The organism is Spiroplasma sp. Moj, assembly GCF_016082285.1.
Taxonomy (GTDB): Bacteria; Bacillota_I; Bacilli_A; order Mycoplasmatales; family Mycoplasmataceae; genus Spiroplasma; species Spiroplasma phoeniceum.
The window spans coordinates 1-20,551 of record NZ_MQTY02000009.1 but is presented as its reverse complement, the minus strand read 5'-3'; the positions used below and the strand labels follow the sequence as shown (position 1 = coordinate 20,551).

17 protein-coding genes and 1 pseudogene are annotated in these 20,551 nt (G+C 28.5%); 2 read left to right on the top strand and 16 right to left on the bottom strand.

Annotation, left to right across the window (positions count from 1 at the left end; all coding sequences use genetic code 4):
• The first annotated feature begins 480 nt into the window (after positions 1-480).
• Positions 481-3,147, top strand: a complete 2,667-nt coding sequence (locus BST80_RS01050; RefSeq protein WP_415745567.1) for a valine--tRNA ligase — start codon at positions 481-483, stop codon at positions 3,145-3,147.
• A gap of 102 nt (positions 3,148-3,249) precedes the next feature.
• The gene (trmFO, locus tag BST80_RS01045; RefSeq protein ID WP_415745566.1) at positions 3,250-4,023 is read left to right on the top strand and encodes a methylenetetrahydrofolate--tRNA-(uracil(54)-C(5))-methyltransferase (FADH(2)-oxidizing) TrmFO; all 774 of its coding nucleotides are present in this window, start codon (positions 3,250-3,252) and stop codon (positions 4,021-4,023) included.
• A 25-nt stretch (positions 4,024-4,048) separates the two neighbouring features.
• On the opposite strand, the pseudogene BST80_RS01040 reads toward trmFO, so the two are convergent.
• The 16 genes and pseudogenes from BST80_RS01040 to rsmG all read right to left on the bottom strand — a co-directional run bounded on the left by BST80_RS01040 (position 4,049) and on the right by rsmG (position 20,392).
• A pseudogene (locus BST80_RS01040) lies at positions 4,049-5,247 on the bottom strand (arginine deiminase).
• A gap of 349 nt (positions 5,248-5,596) precedes the next feature.
• The gene (locus tag BST80_RS01035; RefSeq protein WP_415745565.1) at positions 5,597-6,472 is read right to left on the bottom strand and encodes a hypothetical protein; all 876 of its coding nucleotides are present in this window, start codon (positions 6,470-6,472) and stop codon (positions 5,597-5,599) included.
• A 131-nt stretch (positions 6,473-6,603) separates the two neighbouring features.
• A complete protein-coding gene (locus BST80_RS01030; RefSeq protein WP_415745564.1) occupies positions 6,604-7,308 on the bottom strand; it encodes a hypothetical protein in 705 nt (234 codons plus the stop codon).
• A complete protein-coding gene (gene rsmI, locus BST80_RS01025) occupies positions 7,286-8,194 on the bottom strand; it encodes a 16S rRNA (cytidine(1402)-2'-O)-methyltransferase (RefSeq protein ID WP_415745563.1) in 909 nt (302 codons plus the stop codon). The genes BST80_RS01030 and rsmI overlap by 23 nt, the downstream gene beginning before the upstream one ends.
• Positions 8,184-8,753: an aminoacyl-tRNA hydrolase gene (gene pth / locus BST80_RS01020; RefSeq protein ID WP_415745562.1), complete on the bottom strand. Its 570-nt coding sequence runs from the start codon at positions 8,751-8,753 to the stop codon at positions 8,184-8,186. Before pth ends, rsmI begins: the two co-directional genes overlap by 11 nt.
• A 15-nt stretch (positions 8,754-8,768) precedes the next feature.
• A complete protein-coding gene (purB, locus tag BST80_RS01015; protein ID WP_415745561.1) occupies positions 8,769-10,061 on the bottom strand; it encodes an adenylosuccinate lyase in 1,293 nt (430 codons plus the stop codon).
• Positions 10,061-11,362: an adenylosuccinate synthase gene (locus BST80_RS01010; protein ID WP_415745560.1), complete on the bottom strand. Its 1,302-nt coding sequence runs from the start codon at positions 11,360-11,362 to the stop codon at positions 10,061-10,063. The genes purB and BST80_RS01010 overlap by 1 nt, the downstream gene beginning before the upstream one ends.
• 68 nt (positions 11,363-11,430) lie before the next feature.
• Entirely contained in the window at positions 11,431-13,026 is a 1,596-nt protein-coding gene (locus tag BST80_RS01005; RefSeq protein ID WP_415745559.1) for a CTP synthase, read from the bottom strand.
• A gap of 84 nt (positions 13,027-13,110) precedes the next feature.
• Entirely contained in the window at positions 13,111-13,656 is a 546-nt protein-coding gene (gene rpoE, locus BST80_RS01000; protein WP_415745558.1) for a DNA-directed RNA polymerase subunit delta, read from the bottom strand.
• A gap of 18 nt (positions 13,657-13,674) precedes the next feature.
• Positions 13,675-14,904, bottom strand: coding sequence for an HD domain-containing protein (locus BST80_RS00995; RefSeq protein ID WP_400248498.1), 1,230 nt, complete (start codon positions 14,902-14,904; stop codon positions 13,675-13,677).
• A 7-nt stretch (positions 14,905-14,911) separates the two neighbouring features.
• Positions 14,912-16,360, bottom strand: coding sequence for a glutamate--tRNA ligase (gene gltX, locus BST80_RS00990; RefSeq protein ID WP_415745557.1), 1,449 nt, complete (start codon positions 16,358-16,360; stop codon positions 14,912-14,914).
• A gap of 26 nt (positions 16,361-16,386) precedes the next feature.
• On the bottom strand, positions 16,387-16,845 hold the full coding sequence (gene ispF, locus BST80_RS00985) for a 2-C-methyl-D-erythritol 2,4-cyclodiphosphate synthase (protein ID WP_415745556.1): 459 nt from the start codon (positions 16,843-16,845) through the stop codon (positions 16,387-16,389).
• 12 nt (positions 16,846-16,857) lie between these two features.
• Positions 16,858-17,958 carry a redox-regulated ATPase YchF gene (gene ychF / locus BST80_RS00980; RefSeq protein ID WP_415745555.1) on the bottom strand — a complete coding sequence of 367 codons (1,101 nt, stop codon included), beginning with the start codon at positions 17,956-17,958 and terminating at the stop codon, positions 16,858-16,860.
• Positions 17,959-17,977: 19 nt separating this feature from the next.
• The gene (locus BST80_RS00975) at positions 17,978-18,874 is read right to left on the bottom strand and encodes a ParB/RepB/Spo0J family partition protein (protein WP_415745554.1); all 897 of its coding nucleotides are present in this window, start codon (positions 18,872-18,874) and stop codon (positions 17,978-17,980) included.
• Positions 18,864-19,634 (bottom strand): ParA family protein, encoded by a 771-nt coding sequence (locus BST80_RS00970; RefSeq protein ID WP_415745553.1) that lies wholly within the window; start codon positions 19,632-19,634, stop codon positions 18,864-18,866. The genes BST80_RS00975 and BST80_RS00970 overlap by 11 nt, the downstream gene beginning before the upstream one ends.
• Before the next feature lie 59 nt (positions 19,635-19,693).
• Positions 19,694-20,392, bottom strand: coding sequence for a 16S rRNA (guanine(527)-N(7))-methyltransferase RsmG (gene rsmG, locus BST80_RS00965; RefSeq protein ID WP_415745552.1), 699 nt, complete (start codon positions 20,390-20,392; stop codon positions 19,694-19,696).
• Positions 20,393-20,551: the final 159 nt, after the last annotated feature.

Sequence of the window (20,551 nt, the reverse complement as noted above, 5' to 3'; positions counted from 1 at the left end):
TGACATAAATTAAAATAATTAATGACATTTTGATAAATATAATTTATTTCTTTTGTAAGTTTTTGTTNTAAATATCATTTTTTTATTTTTCGTTGTAATGAATATAATTCATTTTCAGTTGGAATGCTTGTTACCATATACTTTTTCATTTTAATCTCCATTCTAATTTAAAGACTAAATCAGTGGTCTAAAATGTATATGGTTTTCACACAAAAAAAGGTTGCAATTAATTGAAAAAGAATTATAATAAAACCATAAATATTAGAGGAGTAATTAAAAAAAATAGTTCAGAGAGTTAATTGATGGTGTGAAATTAATCTATTGTTTTAATGAAGGTTGCTAAATATTTTAACTTGATATTTTAATTAAGGTAATAAGTGATACTTATTAAAAAAGGATGGTACCGTAATTATTTAGAAAATAATTGCTCCTATTATTTAAATAAAATAATAGGAGTTTTTATTTAGAAAGGAAACAAAAATGGGAAAAAAATTAACAAAGAAATATGACCATGCCTTGGTCGAAACAGGAAAATATCAATTTTGAAAGAAAAAAGGTTATTTTACTGCAGATGTTACAAGTAAACAGCCAAAGTTTAGTATTGTTATTCCACCCCCAAATGTGACTGGGAAATTACATTTAGGTCATGCCTGAGATACAACATTGCAAGACTTGATTATTCGCTATAAAAAATTACTAGGATTTGATACTTTATATTTACCAGGAATGGACCATGCGGGAATTGCTACACAGGCAAAAGTAGAAGAACGTTTACGTATAACAAAAAATATTTTACGACATGATTTAGGACGAAAAAAGTTTATTGAACAAGTTTGAGCATGAAAGGAAGAATATGCTGAAATTATTCGTGAGCAATGAGCTAAATTAGGATTAGCATTAGATTATTCACGTGAGCAATTTACATTAAATAATAATTTAACATCAGCAGTACAAAAAGTTTTTATTGATTTATACCAAAAAGGATTAATTTATCGTGGTAAACGAATTATTTCTTGAGACCCTGTACAAAAAACCGCTTTATCAAATATTGAAGTTATTTATCAAGAGCAACAAGGCAAAATGTATTATTTTAAATATTTTTTAGAAAATAGTACAAGTGAGTTTTTGACAATTGCAACAACACGCCCAGAAACAATGTTTGCTGATCAATGTGTTGTTGTTAACCCAAATGATAATCGTTATCGCAAATATTGAAATAAAAAAGTGATAAATCCAGCAAATGGTGAATTGCTTCCTATTATTTGTGATAATTATGTTGACCAAGATTTTGGAACGGGAGCAATGAAATGTACACCAGCACATGATGCTAATGATTTTGAAATTGCTTTGCGTCATCATTTAGCAATGCCAATTTGTATGAATTTAGATGGGACAATGAACGAATTGGCTGGAAAATATCATCACCAAGATCGTTTTACTGCCCGTCAAAATTTAGTTCATGATTTAGATCACCAAAAGTTAATTGTTGAAATTAAAGATCATTCTCATCAAGTTGGTTTTTCAGAACGAAGTGGTGCTATTGTTGAACCATATTTATCAGACCAATGATTTGTTAAAATGGAATATTTTGCTGAAAAAATTATTAAATTTCAATCATCACCAAATAAAATTCAATTTTATCCTTCTCGATTTAATACAACATTAATTAATTGAATGAAAAATGTTCAAGATTGATGTATTTCACGGCAACTATGATGAGGACATCAAATTCCAGCATGATATCATAAAGATGATTCAACAAAAATTCATGTTGGCTTAATTCCACTAGATAATAGTAAAAATTGAATTCAAGATGGAGATGTTTTAGATACTTGATTTTCATCAGCATTATGACCAATGACAACTTTAGGATGAAATTGAGATAAAAAATTATTTCATCGCTATTTTCCAACTAATGTTTTGGTGACTGGTTATGATATTATTTTCTTTTGAGTTTCAAGAATGATGTTTGACTCATTAGAGTTTACAAAGGAAAAACCATTTAATGATATTTTAATTCATGGTTTAATTCGTGATGAAGAAGGCCGAAAAATGAGTAAGTCATTAAGGAATGGGATTGATCCGATGGATGTTATCAAAGAATATGGTGCAGATACATTACGCTATTTTTTAGTTACAAATAGTGCACCAGGACAAGATTTACGTTTTTCTTTAGAAAAAGTTAATAGTGCTTGAAATTTTATTAATAAGTTATGAAATGCTGCTCGTTATGTTGAACTGAATTTAACAAGTGATTTTAAACCATTGGTTAATTTTGAAACAGAAATTAAAAGCTTATTATTAAATCATCAAGAAAATGCTATTGACCAATGAATTTTAACTGAATTAACAAAAACAATTGCTAAAGTACAAACGAATATGGAAAAATATGAATTTGTTTTAGTTGGCAAAGATTTGTATGATTTTGTATGAAATAAGTTTTGTTCATGATATATTGAATTAACAAAAGTTAATTTACAAAGTAATAATGCCACAATCAAGAAGATAACAATTCAAACATTGTTTTATGTTTTAAAACAAATTTTAATTATGTTACATCCATTTATTCCATTTGTAACAGAAGAAATTTATCAAAAATTAAATTTGAAAGAGTCAATTATGTTAGAAGTTTACCCAAAAATTAATTTTAATTATAATGTTGATTATTTGAATTTAGTAACAGAAATTGTTGCTGCAATCCGTGAATTGCGAAGTAATTATCAAATTAAAAAAGAAGATGTTATTGAAATTTGATTTGATCAAATAAGTAGTAAAAATAATATTACTACAAATGTTATTGCATTAATTAATGAATTTATTTTAAAAATGGTTAATAGTAAAGTGATGGGTGTACTTCAAGAAAAAGATGCAAACCAAAAATATGCCACAATTCCATTAACGAATGTTATTTTAGAAGTTGGGTTGAATGATATTGTTGATGAAACAGTAGAACAACAAAAAATCAATGGGGAATTAACTCGTCTTGAACAAGAACTAAAACGAAGCAAAAATATTTTAAATAATCCAAGTTTTTTAGCAAAAGCAAATCTTGAAAAGATTAAACTTGAACAAGAAAAATATGCCCAATATTTAGAACAATATCAACAATTAAAAGGAAAAATAACAAATGGCAATTCCAACGATTAACATTATTGGGGCTGTATTAGCAGGAACCGAGGCAGCGTATCAATTAGAACGACGAGGTTTAAGGTTAATTTATATGAAAGTAAACGATTAATAAAAAATCCAGTGCAAAAACAAAATTCCTTTGCAGAATTGGTTTGTTCAAATTCGTTACGTAGTGAAAGTTTAACGAATGGTGTTGGTTTATTAAAACAAGAAATGCTAGCATTTAATTCATTAATTATTAAAGCAGCTTATGCAAGCCGTGTTGCAGCTGGGGGAGCATTAGCTGTTGATCGGAATCAGTTTTCAGAATATATTACAACATGGTTAACAAATAATTCAAATGTGACTTTAATTAACCAAGAGGCAACAACTATTGATGATAAAGCAATTACATTGATTGCTTCTGGACCCTTAACAACATCAAAATTTAAAATGACCATTCAATGATTATTGGGGCAAGAATATTTTTACTTTTATGATGCAGCCGCACCAATTATTACAAAAGAAAGTATTTATTTTACTAAGGTATATTATAAATCACGTTATGATCAAGGCAATAGTAAAGATTATATTAATTGTCCAATGAGCAAGGATGAATTTGAATTATGAGTTCAAACATTAATTACAGCAGAAACAGTAGTTTTACATGATTTTGAAAAAGAAATTTATTTTGAAGGGTGTATGCCAATTGAGGTAATGGCAAAAAGGGGGATTAAGTCATTATTGTTTGGACCATTAAAACCAGTTGGTTTAGAAACCACAAATGGTAACCGTCCATATGCTGTTGTACAATTACGTCAAGATGATGCAATTGATACATTAGACTTCTTGCATAACCTAGTTATTTTAAAATTNCTANNTNAAATATATTTNATAGNAATTTTAAAATACTAGGTTATGCAAGAAGTCTATTAAGATTTTAGATATCCTTTCTTCAAATTGACATTGACATACAACGAGGTCCCCCACGTCCACGTGATAATTCAGCTGAATCAATAACGTGCACTTTAACACCAGCTTGTTTTAAAATTTCAATTGTAATTTGATTTCTTGAATAGGCAATCACTTCACCAGGACGAATTGTAATAACATTTGTCCCATCATTTCATTGTTCTCTTGCCTGTGCAATTGAATCTTTTCCACCACATTTAAAAATTTGAACTGGCTTACCAACTTCTTCTGATAAATAATTTTTAATTGTTTCTTTAATTTCTTTAACTCCATTTTTTGTAATTTCAAAAATTTTAAACTCACCCATTGCTTCAAAAATTAATGGATGTGCGATAAATTTATCATAATCAATATTAGTAAAAACAGTATCTAAATGCATAAAAGCACGATTTTTTGTTTTTAAATCTAATGCAATAACTTTTTCATAACTAACTGAATCATTTTCAATTAGATTTTTTGCTACTATTTTAATAGCTTCCATTGATGTCCTTTGTGAAACACCAATAATTAATGTTTTTGCATTTAAAACTAAAATGTTTCCACCTTCTAAAATTTCTTTTTCATTACGATCATATCAAAAATTAATTTTTCCTTTAAAACGAGGGTGATGTCTTAAAACAACATCAGAAAATAATGTTTCACGATTTCTAGTAACCGTAAACATTTTATGAATAGTTGCTCCATTTCCAATTGATGCAAATGGATCACGTTGGAATAGAATATTTGGCATTGGATCAACCGCTAGCGGATAATTATCTGTAATTTCTACTCCTAACTCATATTTTGTTACCCCTGCTATCATTTTATTAACAAGAGCTTGATTATCTAATTTGCTTAAATAAGTACGTAACTTACTAATGTATTCTTCTTTTGCACCAGATTCTTTTAAAACTGTTCTAGTAATTCTTGCCGCATTTTTGAATCAGTGTCTAAAACTTCAGCGACTAATTTTTCAATATACAACACCTCAACACCTAAGTTCCTAAAAGTTTGCGCAAAAAAGTCATGTTCTTTTTGTGCAACTGCTAAATCTGGTGTATCATCAAACAATAATCGTTCCAATAAATCTGGTGATAAGTTAGCTAATTCATCACCAGGGCGATGTAACAATACTGTTTTTAAATTACCTATTTCTGAATAAACATTAATACCATATTTTTCTGTCATGTTACTTGTCCTCTTTCTCTTTCTACGTCCATTTTTATTAAAATCCTTTAATAAAAATTAAAGATAAACATGCAAAACTAAAAAATGCAAATTGCTGTTAAATACACAGAATACCTATCAAATTGTAATGTCCTTTAATGCCCATTTAAATAAATATACTTAAAATTGATTATGCTATCCTTTTATCAAATATATTTAAGCAATACACTTTTCGATATTGCATAAGTAAAAATGCCATTGTTTACTTTTTTTATCCTTATACTTTTATATTATTCTTTTTAATTTTAAAAACAAGTCTTTAAAGTTTTTTATTATTTTTTATCACTAGAAATAAAAAAACAATAAATTTTTATTGTTTTGCTGTATTAATGATATTTGTTGCAGTTAAGATATTAATTAATAAATCATGTAAGCATTGAATAATTTGAACTAAAGGAACGACTTTATTACGATATTCTGCTGTTTTTTCAACAATTTCTAATCGTTTTTCCGGACTTAATGAAATGACAAAATTATGATATGCTTGGACCTCTTCAATAATTTTTTCTTTATTAAATTCTGGTAATTTAATTTTTCCATCATTATAATCTTTTTCAATTTGATCAATATTTGCTAATTGTCCTTTTAACTTTTCTTCTTCTTTTTCAGGAGAAAAATCAGTTAACATAATATCACGTTGTAAAAATAAACCTAATTGATTTACTAAATTTCAAATTTCCAAGGCATCATTAGCATTATTAATCTCTTTTAAACATTTATCAAGCGCTAGGTCAAGATCTTTAATCTCATCATCATAAATTTTTGTTAACTCACCAATTTCTACTTTCATCATATTTACAAAAAGTTTATTTAAATCAACTGGACTAGCTTCTTTCGCACTAGTCATAAAATCATTTAAAAATCGTGGCAATGGAATAATTGCATTAAATAATTTGCTTACTTCAATTAATGTTGTAACTTTTTTCTGATCAATTTCTTCTGGTTTTTTATCTTGTAAATATTCTGCTCTAATATCATCAAATAATGGTTTGATTTCTGTTTTCACAAAATTAAATAAATCTTCAAAATTATTTTTAAACTTTGCTCCTGCTAAAAAAGCTTCTATTTTTGGATTTTTTTCCGCTGTGTCTTTTGCATAGTCTGTTTCAAAAAGATTAATATATTTTGTTAAATAACTCATCATTCCTTTTTCAACATCTGTTCAGAAATTACTCTGTTCTGTCATTTTTTATCCCTCTATTCTTCTATAATTTTTATGTATTTCAATTTTACCGTAAAATAAGAATTATTTAAACTTAATTTATTTTTTCTTGACTTTCTTTAATTTTCTGGTGGTTAACTAATAAATTATTTAAATTAACAACGAAAGTTATTAATAAAGCAATAATGATACTTAACACAATTAAATATAAAAGATAATATTCTAACCGGCGAAAATCTTGAAAAAAAATATGGTACATAGTAGTTATTTGCTGGCATACTATAATTTCACAATTTTTCATCAACTGGAGTTAATAATAAAACGCCCTCCCGAACAGCAATAAAAATAGTATAAAAAATTGGATGAAGATGAAACTTATATAACTTTTGTAAATAAAAATTTTTATAATTAATACATTCTTTTTCTACCACAATGCAAAAATAAATAATGAAAATCGCGGGACACAATCAATGCTGCACTTTTGTACTAATTCAATAAATTGCGAGGCTATGCCAACTGGCAGTAAACTTTTCACCAGTAATGGCAACGATAACTGTCCCAAGTGTAAAAAATAAGAATGTTAACAAGGCAGCAAAGACAATGTATAAAATAAAAAACTGGTTTGTTACAAAATGACAATTTCGTAATTTTATAAAGTAAATTAATCCTCCGAAGGCAAATAATAAAATTAAAAAATCAGTTTGGACACTTCATCAACTAACAAAATATCATAAATAACTTAATCAATTTAATTGATAATAAATTAAACTATAAAAATAAGTTAAGAGTAAAACAATAATTTCTAAGCTAAAGAGAATGCTACAAAACACTAAGTGTTTAATTCGTTCTGTTTTTTCCATCGTGCTCCTTTTGCTGATGATATTTATTATATAAAACATTTTTACTAATTTTATATTTATTTGCGACAAAATCAATTGCTTGTTTAACGCGATAATTTTGCTTTGTAATTAATTGGTCAATTTCGGTAACTAAAATTTCATCTGCAATAACAGGAACTGGAAGATTCCCCGCTCCATCAACAACAAGGACATACTCACCAAAAGCAGCATTTTCTTCTTGTTGCAAAAACAAAAGCACTTCACTTAACTGTCCACGATATCATTGCTCATGAATTTTTGTAATTTCCTTACCAATGGCAATTTTACGCTCACCAAAAACTGATTTAACTATTTTTAATGTTTCTAAAATTCGATGCGGTGCTTCATAAAAAATAATAGGATATGGAAATGATAGAAGTTGTTCTAACTCATTAATTTTTTTTGTTTTTGCTTTATTTAAAAAACCAAAAAATAAAAAATGGCGCGGATTAAGACCCGAACTAACAATGGCGTTTAAAGCAGCATTAGCACCACTAATCGGAATTACATCATAAGGATAATGTTCCAAAATATGGTTAACAGCATAATAACCTGGATCACTAATCAGTGGATAACCGGCATCACTAATAATTGCAATTGATAAGTTTTGTGCTAAATCATTTAACATTTCTGTTAAGCGTTGCATTTCATTTTCTTTATTTAAAGAAATTAACTGTTTTTTACAATTAAAATAATTTAATAGTTTAATTGTGTTCCGCGTATCTTCACAATAAATTTTTTGAACATCATGTTTAATAACTTCAATTGCTCGTGGTGTCATTTCTTGCAAATTACCAATTGGAGTTGCAATTAAGTAAATTTTCGGATTATTACTTTTAAAACTATATTGTTTAATTTTATTTGCCATTATAAAGACTCATTAATTTATCAAAACTAGTTGCTTTTTCTAAATATTGCACCATAATCTGATAAACTTTTTCTAATAAATCATTATTAATAAGTTCTAACTGACTAGGAGAAAATTTTCCTAGTACTCAGTTTCGGGTTGGAATTTGGACATCTTTACCAATTCCTAAACGAATCCGTAAAAAATTTTCACTACCTAGTTTTTGAATTAAATCTTTAATTCCATTATGACCAGCACTTGAACCATTCTTTTTTAACTTAATAACATTGAAAGGAATATCTTTATCATCATAAATGACAATAATATCTTCTAATGTTAATTTATAAAATTGTTTAATTTGATAAACTGCAAATCCACTTAGATTCATAAAAGTCTGTGGTTGACAAAAAAGAACTTTCTCATTGTTAATTGTTGTTTCTCATATTAAAGCATTAAAAACATTTTTTGGCTTTGCTAAATTAAATTTATCTACCAACTTAGCAATGGCTAAAAAACCAATATTATGTCTTGTATAAGTATATTCATTACCTGGATTCCCCAAACCCACAATTAACTTCATTATCTCGCTCCTTTTTTAATTTAGCACTCGTTGATAAATCTGTTCAATATTTCGTAAAAAATAATTGTTATCAAATAATTTTTCTAATTTTGGTAAGGCTAAATATTTTGCTATATTATTATCAATTAAAACATTTTTAAAATCAAGTTGCTGTTGTTGTGCGATTAAAGTACATTTTTGAATAAAATCATAAACTTCTTCTCGTGAATAATTAGTTTCTTTCAAAATATTTGTTAAAACAACTTGACTAAAATAAATTTGATTGGCTTGTTGTAAATGTTCAATAATTTTATCCGGACTAACAACCAAATTATTAATAACACTGATCATTCGTTTCAATAAATAAACTACTAAATGATATGTATCGGGAATAATAATTCGTTCATTACTACTATGGGAAATATCACGTTCATGTCATAATAAGTTATTTTCAAATGTAACATTCATATTACTACGCACTAAACGAGCTAAGCCAGCAATATTTTCCGCACTAATTGGATTTTTTTTATGCGGCATTGAAGATGAACCTTTTTGACTTTTGCTAAATCCTTCCGCAATTTCAGCCACTTCTGAACGTTGGAAATGGCGAAATTCAAGCGCCATTTTTTCTAACAAACTAGCAATTTGACTAAAACTTGTAAATAATGCAATATGATAATCACGTGATGTTACTTGCGTTGTAATTGGGTCAAGGTTTAGCCCTAATTGTTTTGCCACATATTCTTCAACTTGAACTTCAACATGCGCAAAATTACCAACTGAACCTGATATTTTTGCAACAGCAATTGCTGAACCTGCAGCATCAAACCGCCTAATATTACGCTCTAATTCAGCATATCAAAGTAAAAATTTTAATCCTAATGAGGTTGGTTCGGCGAACATTCCATGGGTACGACCCATAATTAATTGATTTTTATAAGTAAGAGCTTTTTCTTTTAACGCTTCTTTTAATTCAAGCATATATTTTTTAACAATATAGTTTGATTCTTTAATCAAATAATTTTGACTAGTATCAACAATATCAGTTGATGTTAAACCATAATGAATTCATTTTTTTTCTGGTCCCAATGTTTCTGATAACATTCGAGTAAAAGCAACAACATCATGCTTTGTTTCAGCTTCCAGTTCTAACATTCGTGGTAAGTTTACTGTTAAATTAGTTTTAATTTTTTTAATATCTGTTGTGGGAATTAATCCTAATTGTGCCCATCCTTCACAAACCAATAATTCTATTTTTGCTCAGGTATTATATTTATTTTCATCACTTCAAATTTTTCCAATCTCTGGAACAAAATAACGTTCAATCATTAAAAAATCTCCTTATTCATTAAAATAGTTTGTTCACGGTCAGGACCAACAGAAAATAAACTAATTGGAACACCAACGATTTCTTCTAACTTCATTAAATATTGTTGAGCATTATGTGGTAAATTTTCAAATGTTGTAACATTACTAATGTCCTCATCTCAGCCTGGCATTGTTATTAAAATTGGTTTACACATCTCATATTCTTTAATTGTACTTGGAACATAATCAATTTGTTGTCCTTGATATTCATAGCCAATACAAATTTTTAATTCCTTAATAGTAGTTAAAACATCTAATAACATAATTGCCATACTAGTATAACCACTAATTCGCAACGAATGTTTCATTAAAATACCATCAAATCATCCAATTCGACGCGCACGCCCCGATACAGTCCCATATTCACGTCCTGTTTCACGAATATATGTTTCAACTTCGCCAAAAATTTCTGATGGAAATGGCCCGGTTCCAACACGAGTATTATATGCTTTAACAATTCCTAAAACATTGTTAATATAACGCGGTGCAATCCCAACACCAACCGGAATTGAAGCTGCTGTTGGATTTGATGACGTAACAAAAGGATAAGTACCATGATCTAAGTCTAACATTACTCCTTGTGCGCCTTCAAACAAAACTTTTTGATGCGTATGAATTGCATTATCAACTAAAATTGAAGTATCAGTTACTAGTGTTTTAATTTGTTGAAATAATGCCAAATATTCTTTTCAAATTAATTTTGGGTCAAATCCTTCACTATTAAAAACTTTTGTTAAAACTTCATTTTTAAATCTTAAATTATTTTCTAATTTTTGTAAAAATCTTTTTTCATCAAATAAATCACCTAATCTAATCCCAATTCGTTCTGCTTTATCTTGATAACAAGGACCAATTCCTTTTTTTGTTGTTCCAATTGAATCTTTTTGGCGATACTCTTCTTGCAATTCATCAATTTTCATATGATATGGAAAAATTAAATGGGCACGATCACTAATTCGTAAATTTTTGCAATCAAAACCATGTTCTTGTAAATAATTAATTTCACTAACTAATTTACGTAAATTAACAACACAACCATTCCCAATTACATTAATTGATTTTTTATTAAAAACACCAGAAGGAACAATACTTAACTTATATTTTGTTCCTTTAATGACAATTGTATGTCCAGCATTATCACCACCAGCTCAACGAACAATAACATCTGCTTGTTGAGCAAAATAATCAGTAATTTTACCTTTTCCTTCATCACCCCACTGGCTCCCAACAATCGCTAGTGTTCGATAATTTGTACCACTCATAACTTATTTCCAACCTTTCTACGGTTTAATCTTAATATAAATCTACCTATTTTTTCAAATTTTTCATCTTATTTATTGTTAATTACTGCTTGCACAAAACCATTAAATAATGGATTTGGTTTATTTGGTCGAGAAGTAAACTCCGGATGATATTGTGCAGCAAGATAAAAAGGATGGCTCGGGATTTCAATAACTTCCACTAAGTTTTTATCAGCATAAAGACCACTAAATACTAATCCCGCTTGTGCTAATTGTTCACGAAAATCATTATTAATTTCATAACGATGGCGATGACGTTCCAAAACCTCATCTTTCCCATATAACTTATGTGCTAATGTGTTTGGAACTAAAGTTGTCTTATAATTACCTAAGCGTAATGTTCCTCCTAAAGCATCAGTTTTATCTTTTCCACGAATAATATCAATAATTGCATTTTTTGTTTCTGTTAGTTCTGAAGAATTAGCATCCTGAATGTGACAAACATTACGGGCAAATTCAATTACAGCTGCTTGCATCCCAAAACAAATTCCAAAGAACGGAATGTTATTTTCACGAGCAAATTTACATGCTAAAATTTTCCCTTCAAAACCACGTTCACCAAAACCACCAGAAACCAAAATCCCTTTTGCATTTTTTAATAATTGGTGATAATTTTTTTTATTAATATCTTCGGCTTTAATTCAATCAATTTTAATTTTAACCTTATTTTCATATCCAGCAATTCGTAACGATTCACTAACTGATAAATAAGCATCTGGAAGTTCAATATATTTTCCAACTAATTTAATCTCAATTACTTCTTGTGAGTGATTAATTTTTTCAACAAATTGTTTTCATCCTGACATATCAGTTTTTGTGACTTTTAAGTTTAATAACTTGCTAATTACTATTTGAGCATTTTGTTCATACATTTTTAATGGTACTTCATAAATACTAGCAACATCAGTAGCTACTAAAACATTATTTTTTTCAATATTACAAAATAGCGCAATTTTTTCAAGGACATTATCTTCTAAAACTTGTTCAGTTCTAGCAACAACAATATCTGGTTGAATCCCTAGTGATAATAGTTCTCGCACTGAATGTTGCGTTGGTTTTGTCTTTGATTCTTTTGATGCTGCAATATATGGAACTAATGAAACATGCATATAAATAACATTTTCTCGTCCTTGTTCCATGCGAACTTGACGAATTGCTTCAATAAAAGGCAACGATTCAATATCCCCAACTGTCCCCCCAATTTCAGTAATAATAATATCTGCTTTTGATGTTGATGCCGCATGATAAACTTTCTTTTTAATTTCATTAGTAACATGGGGAACAACTTGAACTGTCCCACCTTCATATTCGCCACGGCGTTCTTTTTCAATTACATTTTTATATATTCGTCCTGAAGTGATATTTGATTCTTTTGTTAAATTTTCATCAATAAAACGTTCATAATGTCCTAAATCTAAATCTGTTTCAGCACCATCTGCTGTTACAAAAACTTCACCATGTTGATAAGGACTCATTGTTCCAGGGTCAACATTTAAATATGGATCAAATTTTTGCATAAAAACATTTAATCCACTTGATTTTAATAAAACACCAATTGAAGAAGCTGTAATGCCTTTCCCTAAGCCACTGACAACTCCACCAGTTACAAAAATATATTTTGCCATTATCTTATCATCCTTTCATTCTCAAATTAAAAAGAGTTTAGAAATTAACAGGGTTGTCACTTCTAACACTCTTTAATCTTGGTATTAATTATTTTCTTCCATTTCTTTTTCAAGAGCTTTTCAGTCAATTTCTTCTGTAATACCCAATTTAGCTGCTACTGTTTCATCGTCATCATCAATAGAATAATCATTTTCAATTAAATCATCATCAACTTCTATTTCAACAAAATCATCTTCCTCGTTATCATCATCATCTAATGTATCATCAAAATCAAGAGTATCAATTAATGATTCTTCTTCATCATTTTCCTCTTCATCTTCTTCATCTAAATCAATATCTTCAAATTCTTCTGTTGTTTCAAACTGGTCAGTATAATCATATTGTTTTTTAATTTCATCATATTTTAAGAATTCACGTAACCCTCACATACCTTCACTTGTCAACACAAAACGATTATCTAACACTAAATCAGTATATAATTCTGCAATGACATCTTCTTTGCTGGCTCCTTGAACTGTTACAACACTTTTTGATGCTATATCATTTCAAATATTTTCAAAAGTATCGCTATTTTTTTTCTTTTTTAAATATGAATACACTAATTCTAATAACTTTATATTATAGTTCATTAATTTAAACCTTTCTTATTAATTATTCTCATATTTTTCTCCAATTGAAAACCAAATTGTTGTTGCTGTCTTTTTACTATTATTTTTAAATGCTAAGACTTCTGAAACTTCCATAATGCATTTTATTCCTTTTGGTGTATCAATATAAATTGGTTTAGTATCACTATCATATAATTTAACTGGTTTTAGGTTATATTCAACCATAAAGTAATTATAATGGCTTTTATATTTTTTTATCAAATTATTTTTAATTTCTTCGAAATTTCTTTTTGCTGGGTTTATTTTTTGCAAAAAATTTCGTGTCGTGAACATTTTAATTAATGTAACTAAAATTTCATCATTTTCATTTTCTAACATTTTTAAATATGTAAATAATGTATAATCATCTAATGTACAATATTGATCTGGACTCATCATTTTTCCTTCCAACACTGGAATTAATAAAGTAATTATTACTTTATTTTTAAATTGATAATTGCTATGGTATAAATCATACAATCGTTTGAACATCATTTGGAAAGTTAAATCAAATCCAATGCTTAGTGGATGTAAATAAATTTGCTTATACATATGATAACGGCCAATTAAAAATGATTCAATTGCATACTGTACTTTTAACGGAAAAACAATCTTTTTATCTTTAATAAATAAATGCCGAATAATTCACTGTGTATCAACATGACTATAACCTACACCGCTTGTTTGTCCATCACGTAATAAATAATCCATTCGGTCAGCATCTAATTGTGAAGATACTAAAGATGATAAAACCCCGTCCGGCTGTTTACCTTCAATCATCATACATAGTTCATTAATTTCTTCTGGACTAAATTCAACCGCTAAGATTTTATTAATATTTGTTGTTGGATTTTTAATTAATAAAGACGAATAATTTTCATGACTAATATTCTGTTTTGTGACATGATTAGTCATTTCAAATGTATGTGAAAATGGACCATGACCAACATCATGCAGTAATCCTGCTAATTTAACCAATAATTGTTCATGCGTACTATACATTTCTTGAAAACTTGCTGTTTCTAACATTTTACTAACTAAATGATAAACACCAATACAATGTGAAAAACGCGTATGCGACGCACTTGGAAAAACAAATTGTCCCCCTGCTAATTGACTAATGCGACGCAAGCGTTGAAATTCTGGAGTGTTAATTAATTTTACGGTAATTTCTTCATTAATTTCAATATCGCCATGAACACTATCTCGGATTGTTAGTGGTAATTTCATTTTTTCGTTATTGTAATTTAGTAATATTATTAATTACTTGTTCTTTCCCTAATAAATAAATAACCTTGTCTAGTTCTGGTCCATGTTCTTGATGAGAAGTAAAAATTCTAATTGGCATAAATAAATTCTTTCCTTTCATAGCATATTGTTCCCCCATTTTACTAATTAATTGCTTAATATTTGTTTCATCTCAAACTGGCAATTGACTTAACGCTGTTTTAAAAGATGTTATCATTTCTTCATAACCGCTCAATTCTGTTAACACTGCTTGTGTTACCATTGATAACTTTGTTGTTGGTTCAAAAAATGGTTTTGTTAAGATCACAATTTCTGCCCCATATTGAAGTTCTTTTTTATAAATTAATAATAACATATTTACTCATTCTGGTGTTTTTTTTGTTAAATCATAGCTTTCTGCTAAAAAAGGTCGAACAAAAGTTAGATAATCCTCATCATTCATTGCTTTAAGATAATAATTATTCATTCAAGTTATTTTTTTAACATCAAACATACTTGGAGATTTACTAAACCGCGTTTCATCAAAAATTTTAATTAATTCATCATGACTAAAAATTTCAACAGTGCCCGGAGGCGATCATCCTAATAAACTAATAAAATTAAAAATTGCTGTTGGTAAATATCCTAATGTTCGATATTGGCTAATAAATTGCATTAAATGACTATCTCGTTTTGACAACTTTTTATGTTGCTCATTAACAATTAAGGTTAAATGAGCAAAAATTGGTGGCTTAGCATTAAATGCTTCGTAAATCATTAATTGTTTTGGTGTATTAGAAATATGTTCTTCTCCCCGAACAACATGACTAATTTCCATTAACATATCATCAATTACGACCGCAAAATTATAAGTTGGAATTCCATTTGATTTTAAAATAACTCAATCGCCAAGATCTTTTCCTTCAAAATGAACAGGACCGCGGACTAAATCATTAAAATCATAACTTTCTTCATCAGGAACGAAAAAACGTAAATTATATGGGGTTTGTTTTGCTAATTTTTCAGCAATTTGTTCAGAAGTTAATTGTCAACATTTGCGATTATAACGTGGTGAAAGATATCCTTTTGCCAATTGTGCTTCACGGTCTTTTTCAAGTTCAACTGGTGTACAAAAACAATAATATGCTTTTTTTGTTGTTAATAATTTTTGCGCATATTTTTGATAAAGTTCTAATCGTTCTAATTGTCGATATGGTCCATAAAACCCTGGGCGATCAATTGTTTCATCTGGTTCAATTCCTAATCAACGTAAATTATCTAATTGTGACGCAATCGCTCCTTCAACATTTCGTTCAATATCTGTATCTTCAATTCGTAGAACAAAAACACCATCATAATGTTTTGCAAATAAATAATTAAATAATGCTGTTCTTGTATTACCAATATGTAAAAATCCCGTTGGACTTGGTGCGTAACGTAATCTGACTTTTTGTTTCATTTTAATCCCCCATTCTAACTTTTGACCTAATCATTTTGCTTTAAAAGTAATAATGTTGTATAACTTTGGATAATATTTGGAAAATTTTGTTCAGTAGTTGTTGCTTTTAAGTTAATTTTTTCAGCCGTAATTTGTAATAATTTTTGTAAATTAGTTTTAATTGCTTTTTTATGCTTTTGCAAGTGTGGTTCATCAATAATAATTGTTGCATCAATATTACTAATTTCATAATTCTGTTCAGTCATTAATGTTAATGCTTTTTTTAAAATTAATTGTGAATTAAGTTTTTTATTTGTTTCATCAAACCATTCTCCTAAATCACCTAATCCTAAGGCTCCAATAATTGCTTCACTAATTGTATGTAACAAAATATCACCATCAGAAACAGCTTCAATTTGGTATTGGCATGGAATAAAAATTCCCCCTAAATAAAAACCAGTTCCTACTTTTAAATTATGTAAATCATAACTATTGCCAATTCGCATTATTATTTCTCCCTAAACATTAAATTTAAAAAAACATATATCGCCGTCTTGCATAACATAAGTTTTTCCTTCGCTTCGTAACCGACCATTTTCTTTTACAGCTTTTTCACTACCATATTGCACTAAATCATCATATGAATAAACTTCTGCTCGAATAAAACCACGTTCAAAGTCAGAATGAATGATTCCTGCACACATTGGTGCTGTTGCTCCTTTTTTAAAAGTCCATGCTCGTACTTCTTGCTTTCCAGCAGTAAAAAATGTTTGTAAACCTAATAAAGCATAAGATTTTTTAATTAATTTACTTAAGCCAGCTTCTTTAATGCCATAATCAGCCATTAATAATTTCCGATCATCTGGTTCTAATGCTGATAATTCTTCTTCAATTTTAGCACAAATAACAACGACTTCAATTGCTTGTTGTTGAGCATATTCTTTAACTGTTTTAACATAAAAATTATCTGGTTGGTTTAAATCACTTTCTGCAACATTAGCAACATAAATAAAAGGTTTAATTGTTAATAAATTAAAATTCTTTACTACTTTTAGTTCATCATCTGATAATGTTAAATCTTTTAATAATTTATTTTGTTCTAATCCTGTTGCTAATTTTAATAATAATTCATACTCAAAAACATCTTCTTTTTGTTTTAAAGTTTGTGCTTTTTTGCTAATTTTATCAATTCGTTTTTTAATTTGTTCTTGGTCAGAAATAATTAATTCTAAATTAATAATTTCAATATCACGAATTGGATCAATTGTTCCTTCAACGTGGGTAATATCTTTATTATCAAAACAACGGATGACCATACAAATTGCATCAGTTTCGCGAATATTTTGCAAAAAAGCATTTCCTAAACCTTCACCTTTACTAGCTCCCGCAATTAATCCAGCAATATCATAAAATTCAAAAGTACTATGAATTGCTTTGTGCGGAGCACAAAGAGTAATTAAAGTATCCATTCGTTCATCAGGAACTTCTACCGTTCCAACATTTGGATTAATTGTTGCAAATGGATAATTAGCTGCTTCAACTTGTGAATTTGTAATTGCGTTAAATAAAGTTGATTTACCAACGTTAGGTAAACCAACTATTCCCATTTTTAATGCCATTATGTTCTTCCTTACTTAATTAATCATCAATTAAACCTAATAATTCTAAAATACGGTTTAAATCTTTAATTCCAGTATACTTGATAACAATTTTGTCAGTATCAATAACTACTTTTGTTCCTAATTTTCGCATTATTTTATTTTCCAAAAATTCATTAACAGCTCGTTTTGATGAATCATTCTCTGAATTTTCAATTAATGGTTTCGTTATTTTTGGATTATATTCTTTGACCAATTCTTCAACCTGACGCGCATTTAAACTTAAATTAATAATCTTATTAATAATATTTTTTAATTCATTTTTGTCAACATTTAAACTAATTAATGGTTTAACTTGCCCCATTGTTACTTTATTTTCTAATAACAAGATTTGCACTTCAGTTGGTAAATTTAATAATCGCATCGTATTTGTGACATGACTTCGTGATTTTCCAATTCGTTGTGCTAATTCTTCTTGGGTTAATCCTAGTAACTCAATTAATTCTTTATAAGCATTAGCTTCTTCAATTGAATTTAAATCAACCCGTTGAATGTTTTCAATTAAAGCAACTTCTTTCATCTGCTGATCATTAAAATCAACAACAATTGCTGGAATTGTTGTTAATCCTGCTAATTTGGCAGCCCGACTACGACGCTCTCCGGCAACTAAATAATAACCATTATTCGTTTTTTTTACAATAATAGGTTGAATTAAACCATATTCTTTAATTGACTGTGCTAATTCTGTTAATTCTTCTTCATTAAAATTTTTGCGGGGTTGATGCGGATTAGGAAAAATTTCCGCTAATACAATTTCATTCGCTGTCTCTTTTAATGCATCATTGCTTTCAATCCCTTTAATTACTTCGTTGATTCCTTCACCAAAAATTTTATCTAGCCCTTTTGAACTTAATCGACTCTTAGTATTACTTGCCATTGTTTGCCAACACCTCTCTCGCTAATTCTTCATAAGCAACTGCACCTACACCACCTTTATCATATTCAAAAATACTCAAACCATGTGATGGTGATTCACTAATTTTAACATTTCTTGGAATATGTGTTCGATAAACTTTTTCATTAAAATATTTTTTAACTTCTGTCATAACTTCAAATGATAATTTTGTTCGTGAATCAAACATTGTTAAAACAATTCCTTCAATTGTTAAACTTTCATTAAACATTTTTTGTACAAAATGAATTGTTGTTAATAACTGTGCCAAACCTTCTAAAGCATAATACTCTGCTTGAATTGGAATTAAAACAGAATCAGCACAAGCTAGTGCGTTTCGATTAATTAATCCTAAGGAAGGGGGACAATCAATTAAAATAAAATCATACTCATCACGAACCGGTTTAATCCGCTCTAATAAAATGCTTTGGTTATCTTCTGTTTTTTCCATCAAATAAATATCTGCTCCCGCTAATGAAATAGTTGCTGGTGCTAAATCAACATTAGTCATAATATTTGAAATAATAATATTTTTTAATGGGATTTGTCCAACTAAAACATCATACATACTTTCATGAATTTCTTCTTTATTAGTACCTGTCCCCGTTGTTGCATTTCCTTGGGGATCAATATCCACTAATAAAATCTTTTGTCCAGTACGTGCCAATCCGGCCGCTAAGTTAATCGAAGTTGTTGTTTTACCAACGCCACCTTTTTGGTTTGTGATTGCAATAATTTTTCCCATAATTGTCCTTTCTGTTCCGTTGCATCTGATAATTTTATACATTATTATTATATAACACTTTATCCAATTGGAAATTTTTTTATTTGATTAAACCGACGAGGATATGGTTCTGCAGTTGCCTCTGTTTTAATAAAATAACAAATGTTCCGTTCACCAAGTTGTGGAATCGTTTCATGTTGAATTTTTTCTAATTTTAAATTTAAAACTGATAAAGTTTTTTGCGCTGCTTGTAATTCAGCCTTAACATTTGGCCCTTTATAACAAATAATCCTTCCCGATGTTTTAACCATTCGCACTACTAATTCTAAAAGCACCCCTAAATTAGCAACAGCACGAGAAACAACAAGTTCAAAAGATTCAACATGCTCTCGACTATATTCCTCTGCTCGAGCATGAATAATTTCAACATTTTTTAATTGTAACTTCATCACTAATCGTTGTAAAAATAAGCATCGTTTTTCTAATGCTTCAATAATTGTTAATTTAATTGTTGGGCAAAGAATTTTTAAAACCAGCCCTGGAAAACCAGCCCCACTGCCAACATCACTAACTGTCATCTCCTTTGACAATGAGAATTCTTTTAATAATAATCCTGAATCAAGAAAATGTTTAATATAAACCTCGTCTTCATTAATAATTGTAGTTAAATTCATAATTTGGTTTTGTTCAACTAAATATTGATAATATAATTGTAACTGTTTTTCTTGCTCAGGTGTAATTTCTAATTCTGGTAACGCTGTTTTAATTAATTTAATCATCAATATCCCCCTAGAATTTTTAATTTCTTTTAACATTATAACAATATATATGGTAATATGTAAACATTTAAAAAATAATTGAGTGTGAAAACCATATACATTTTAGACCACTGATTTAGTCTTTAAATTAGAATGGAGATTAAAATGAAAAAGTATATG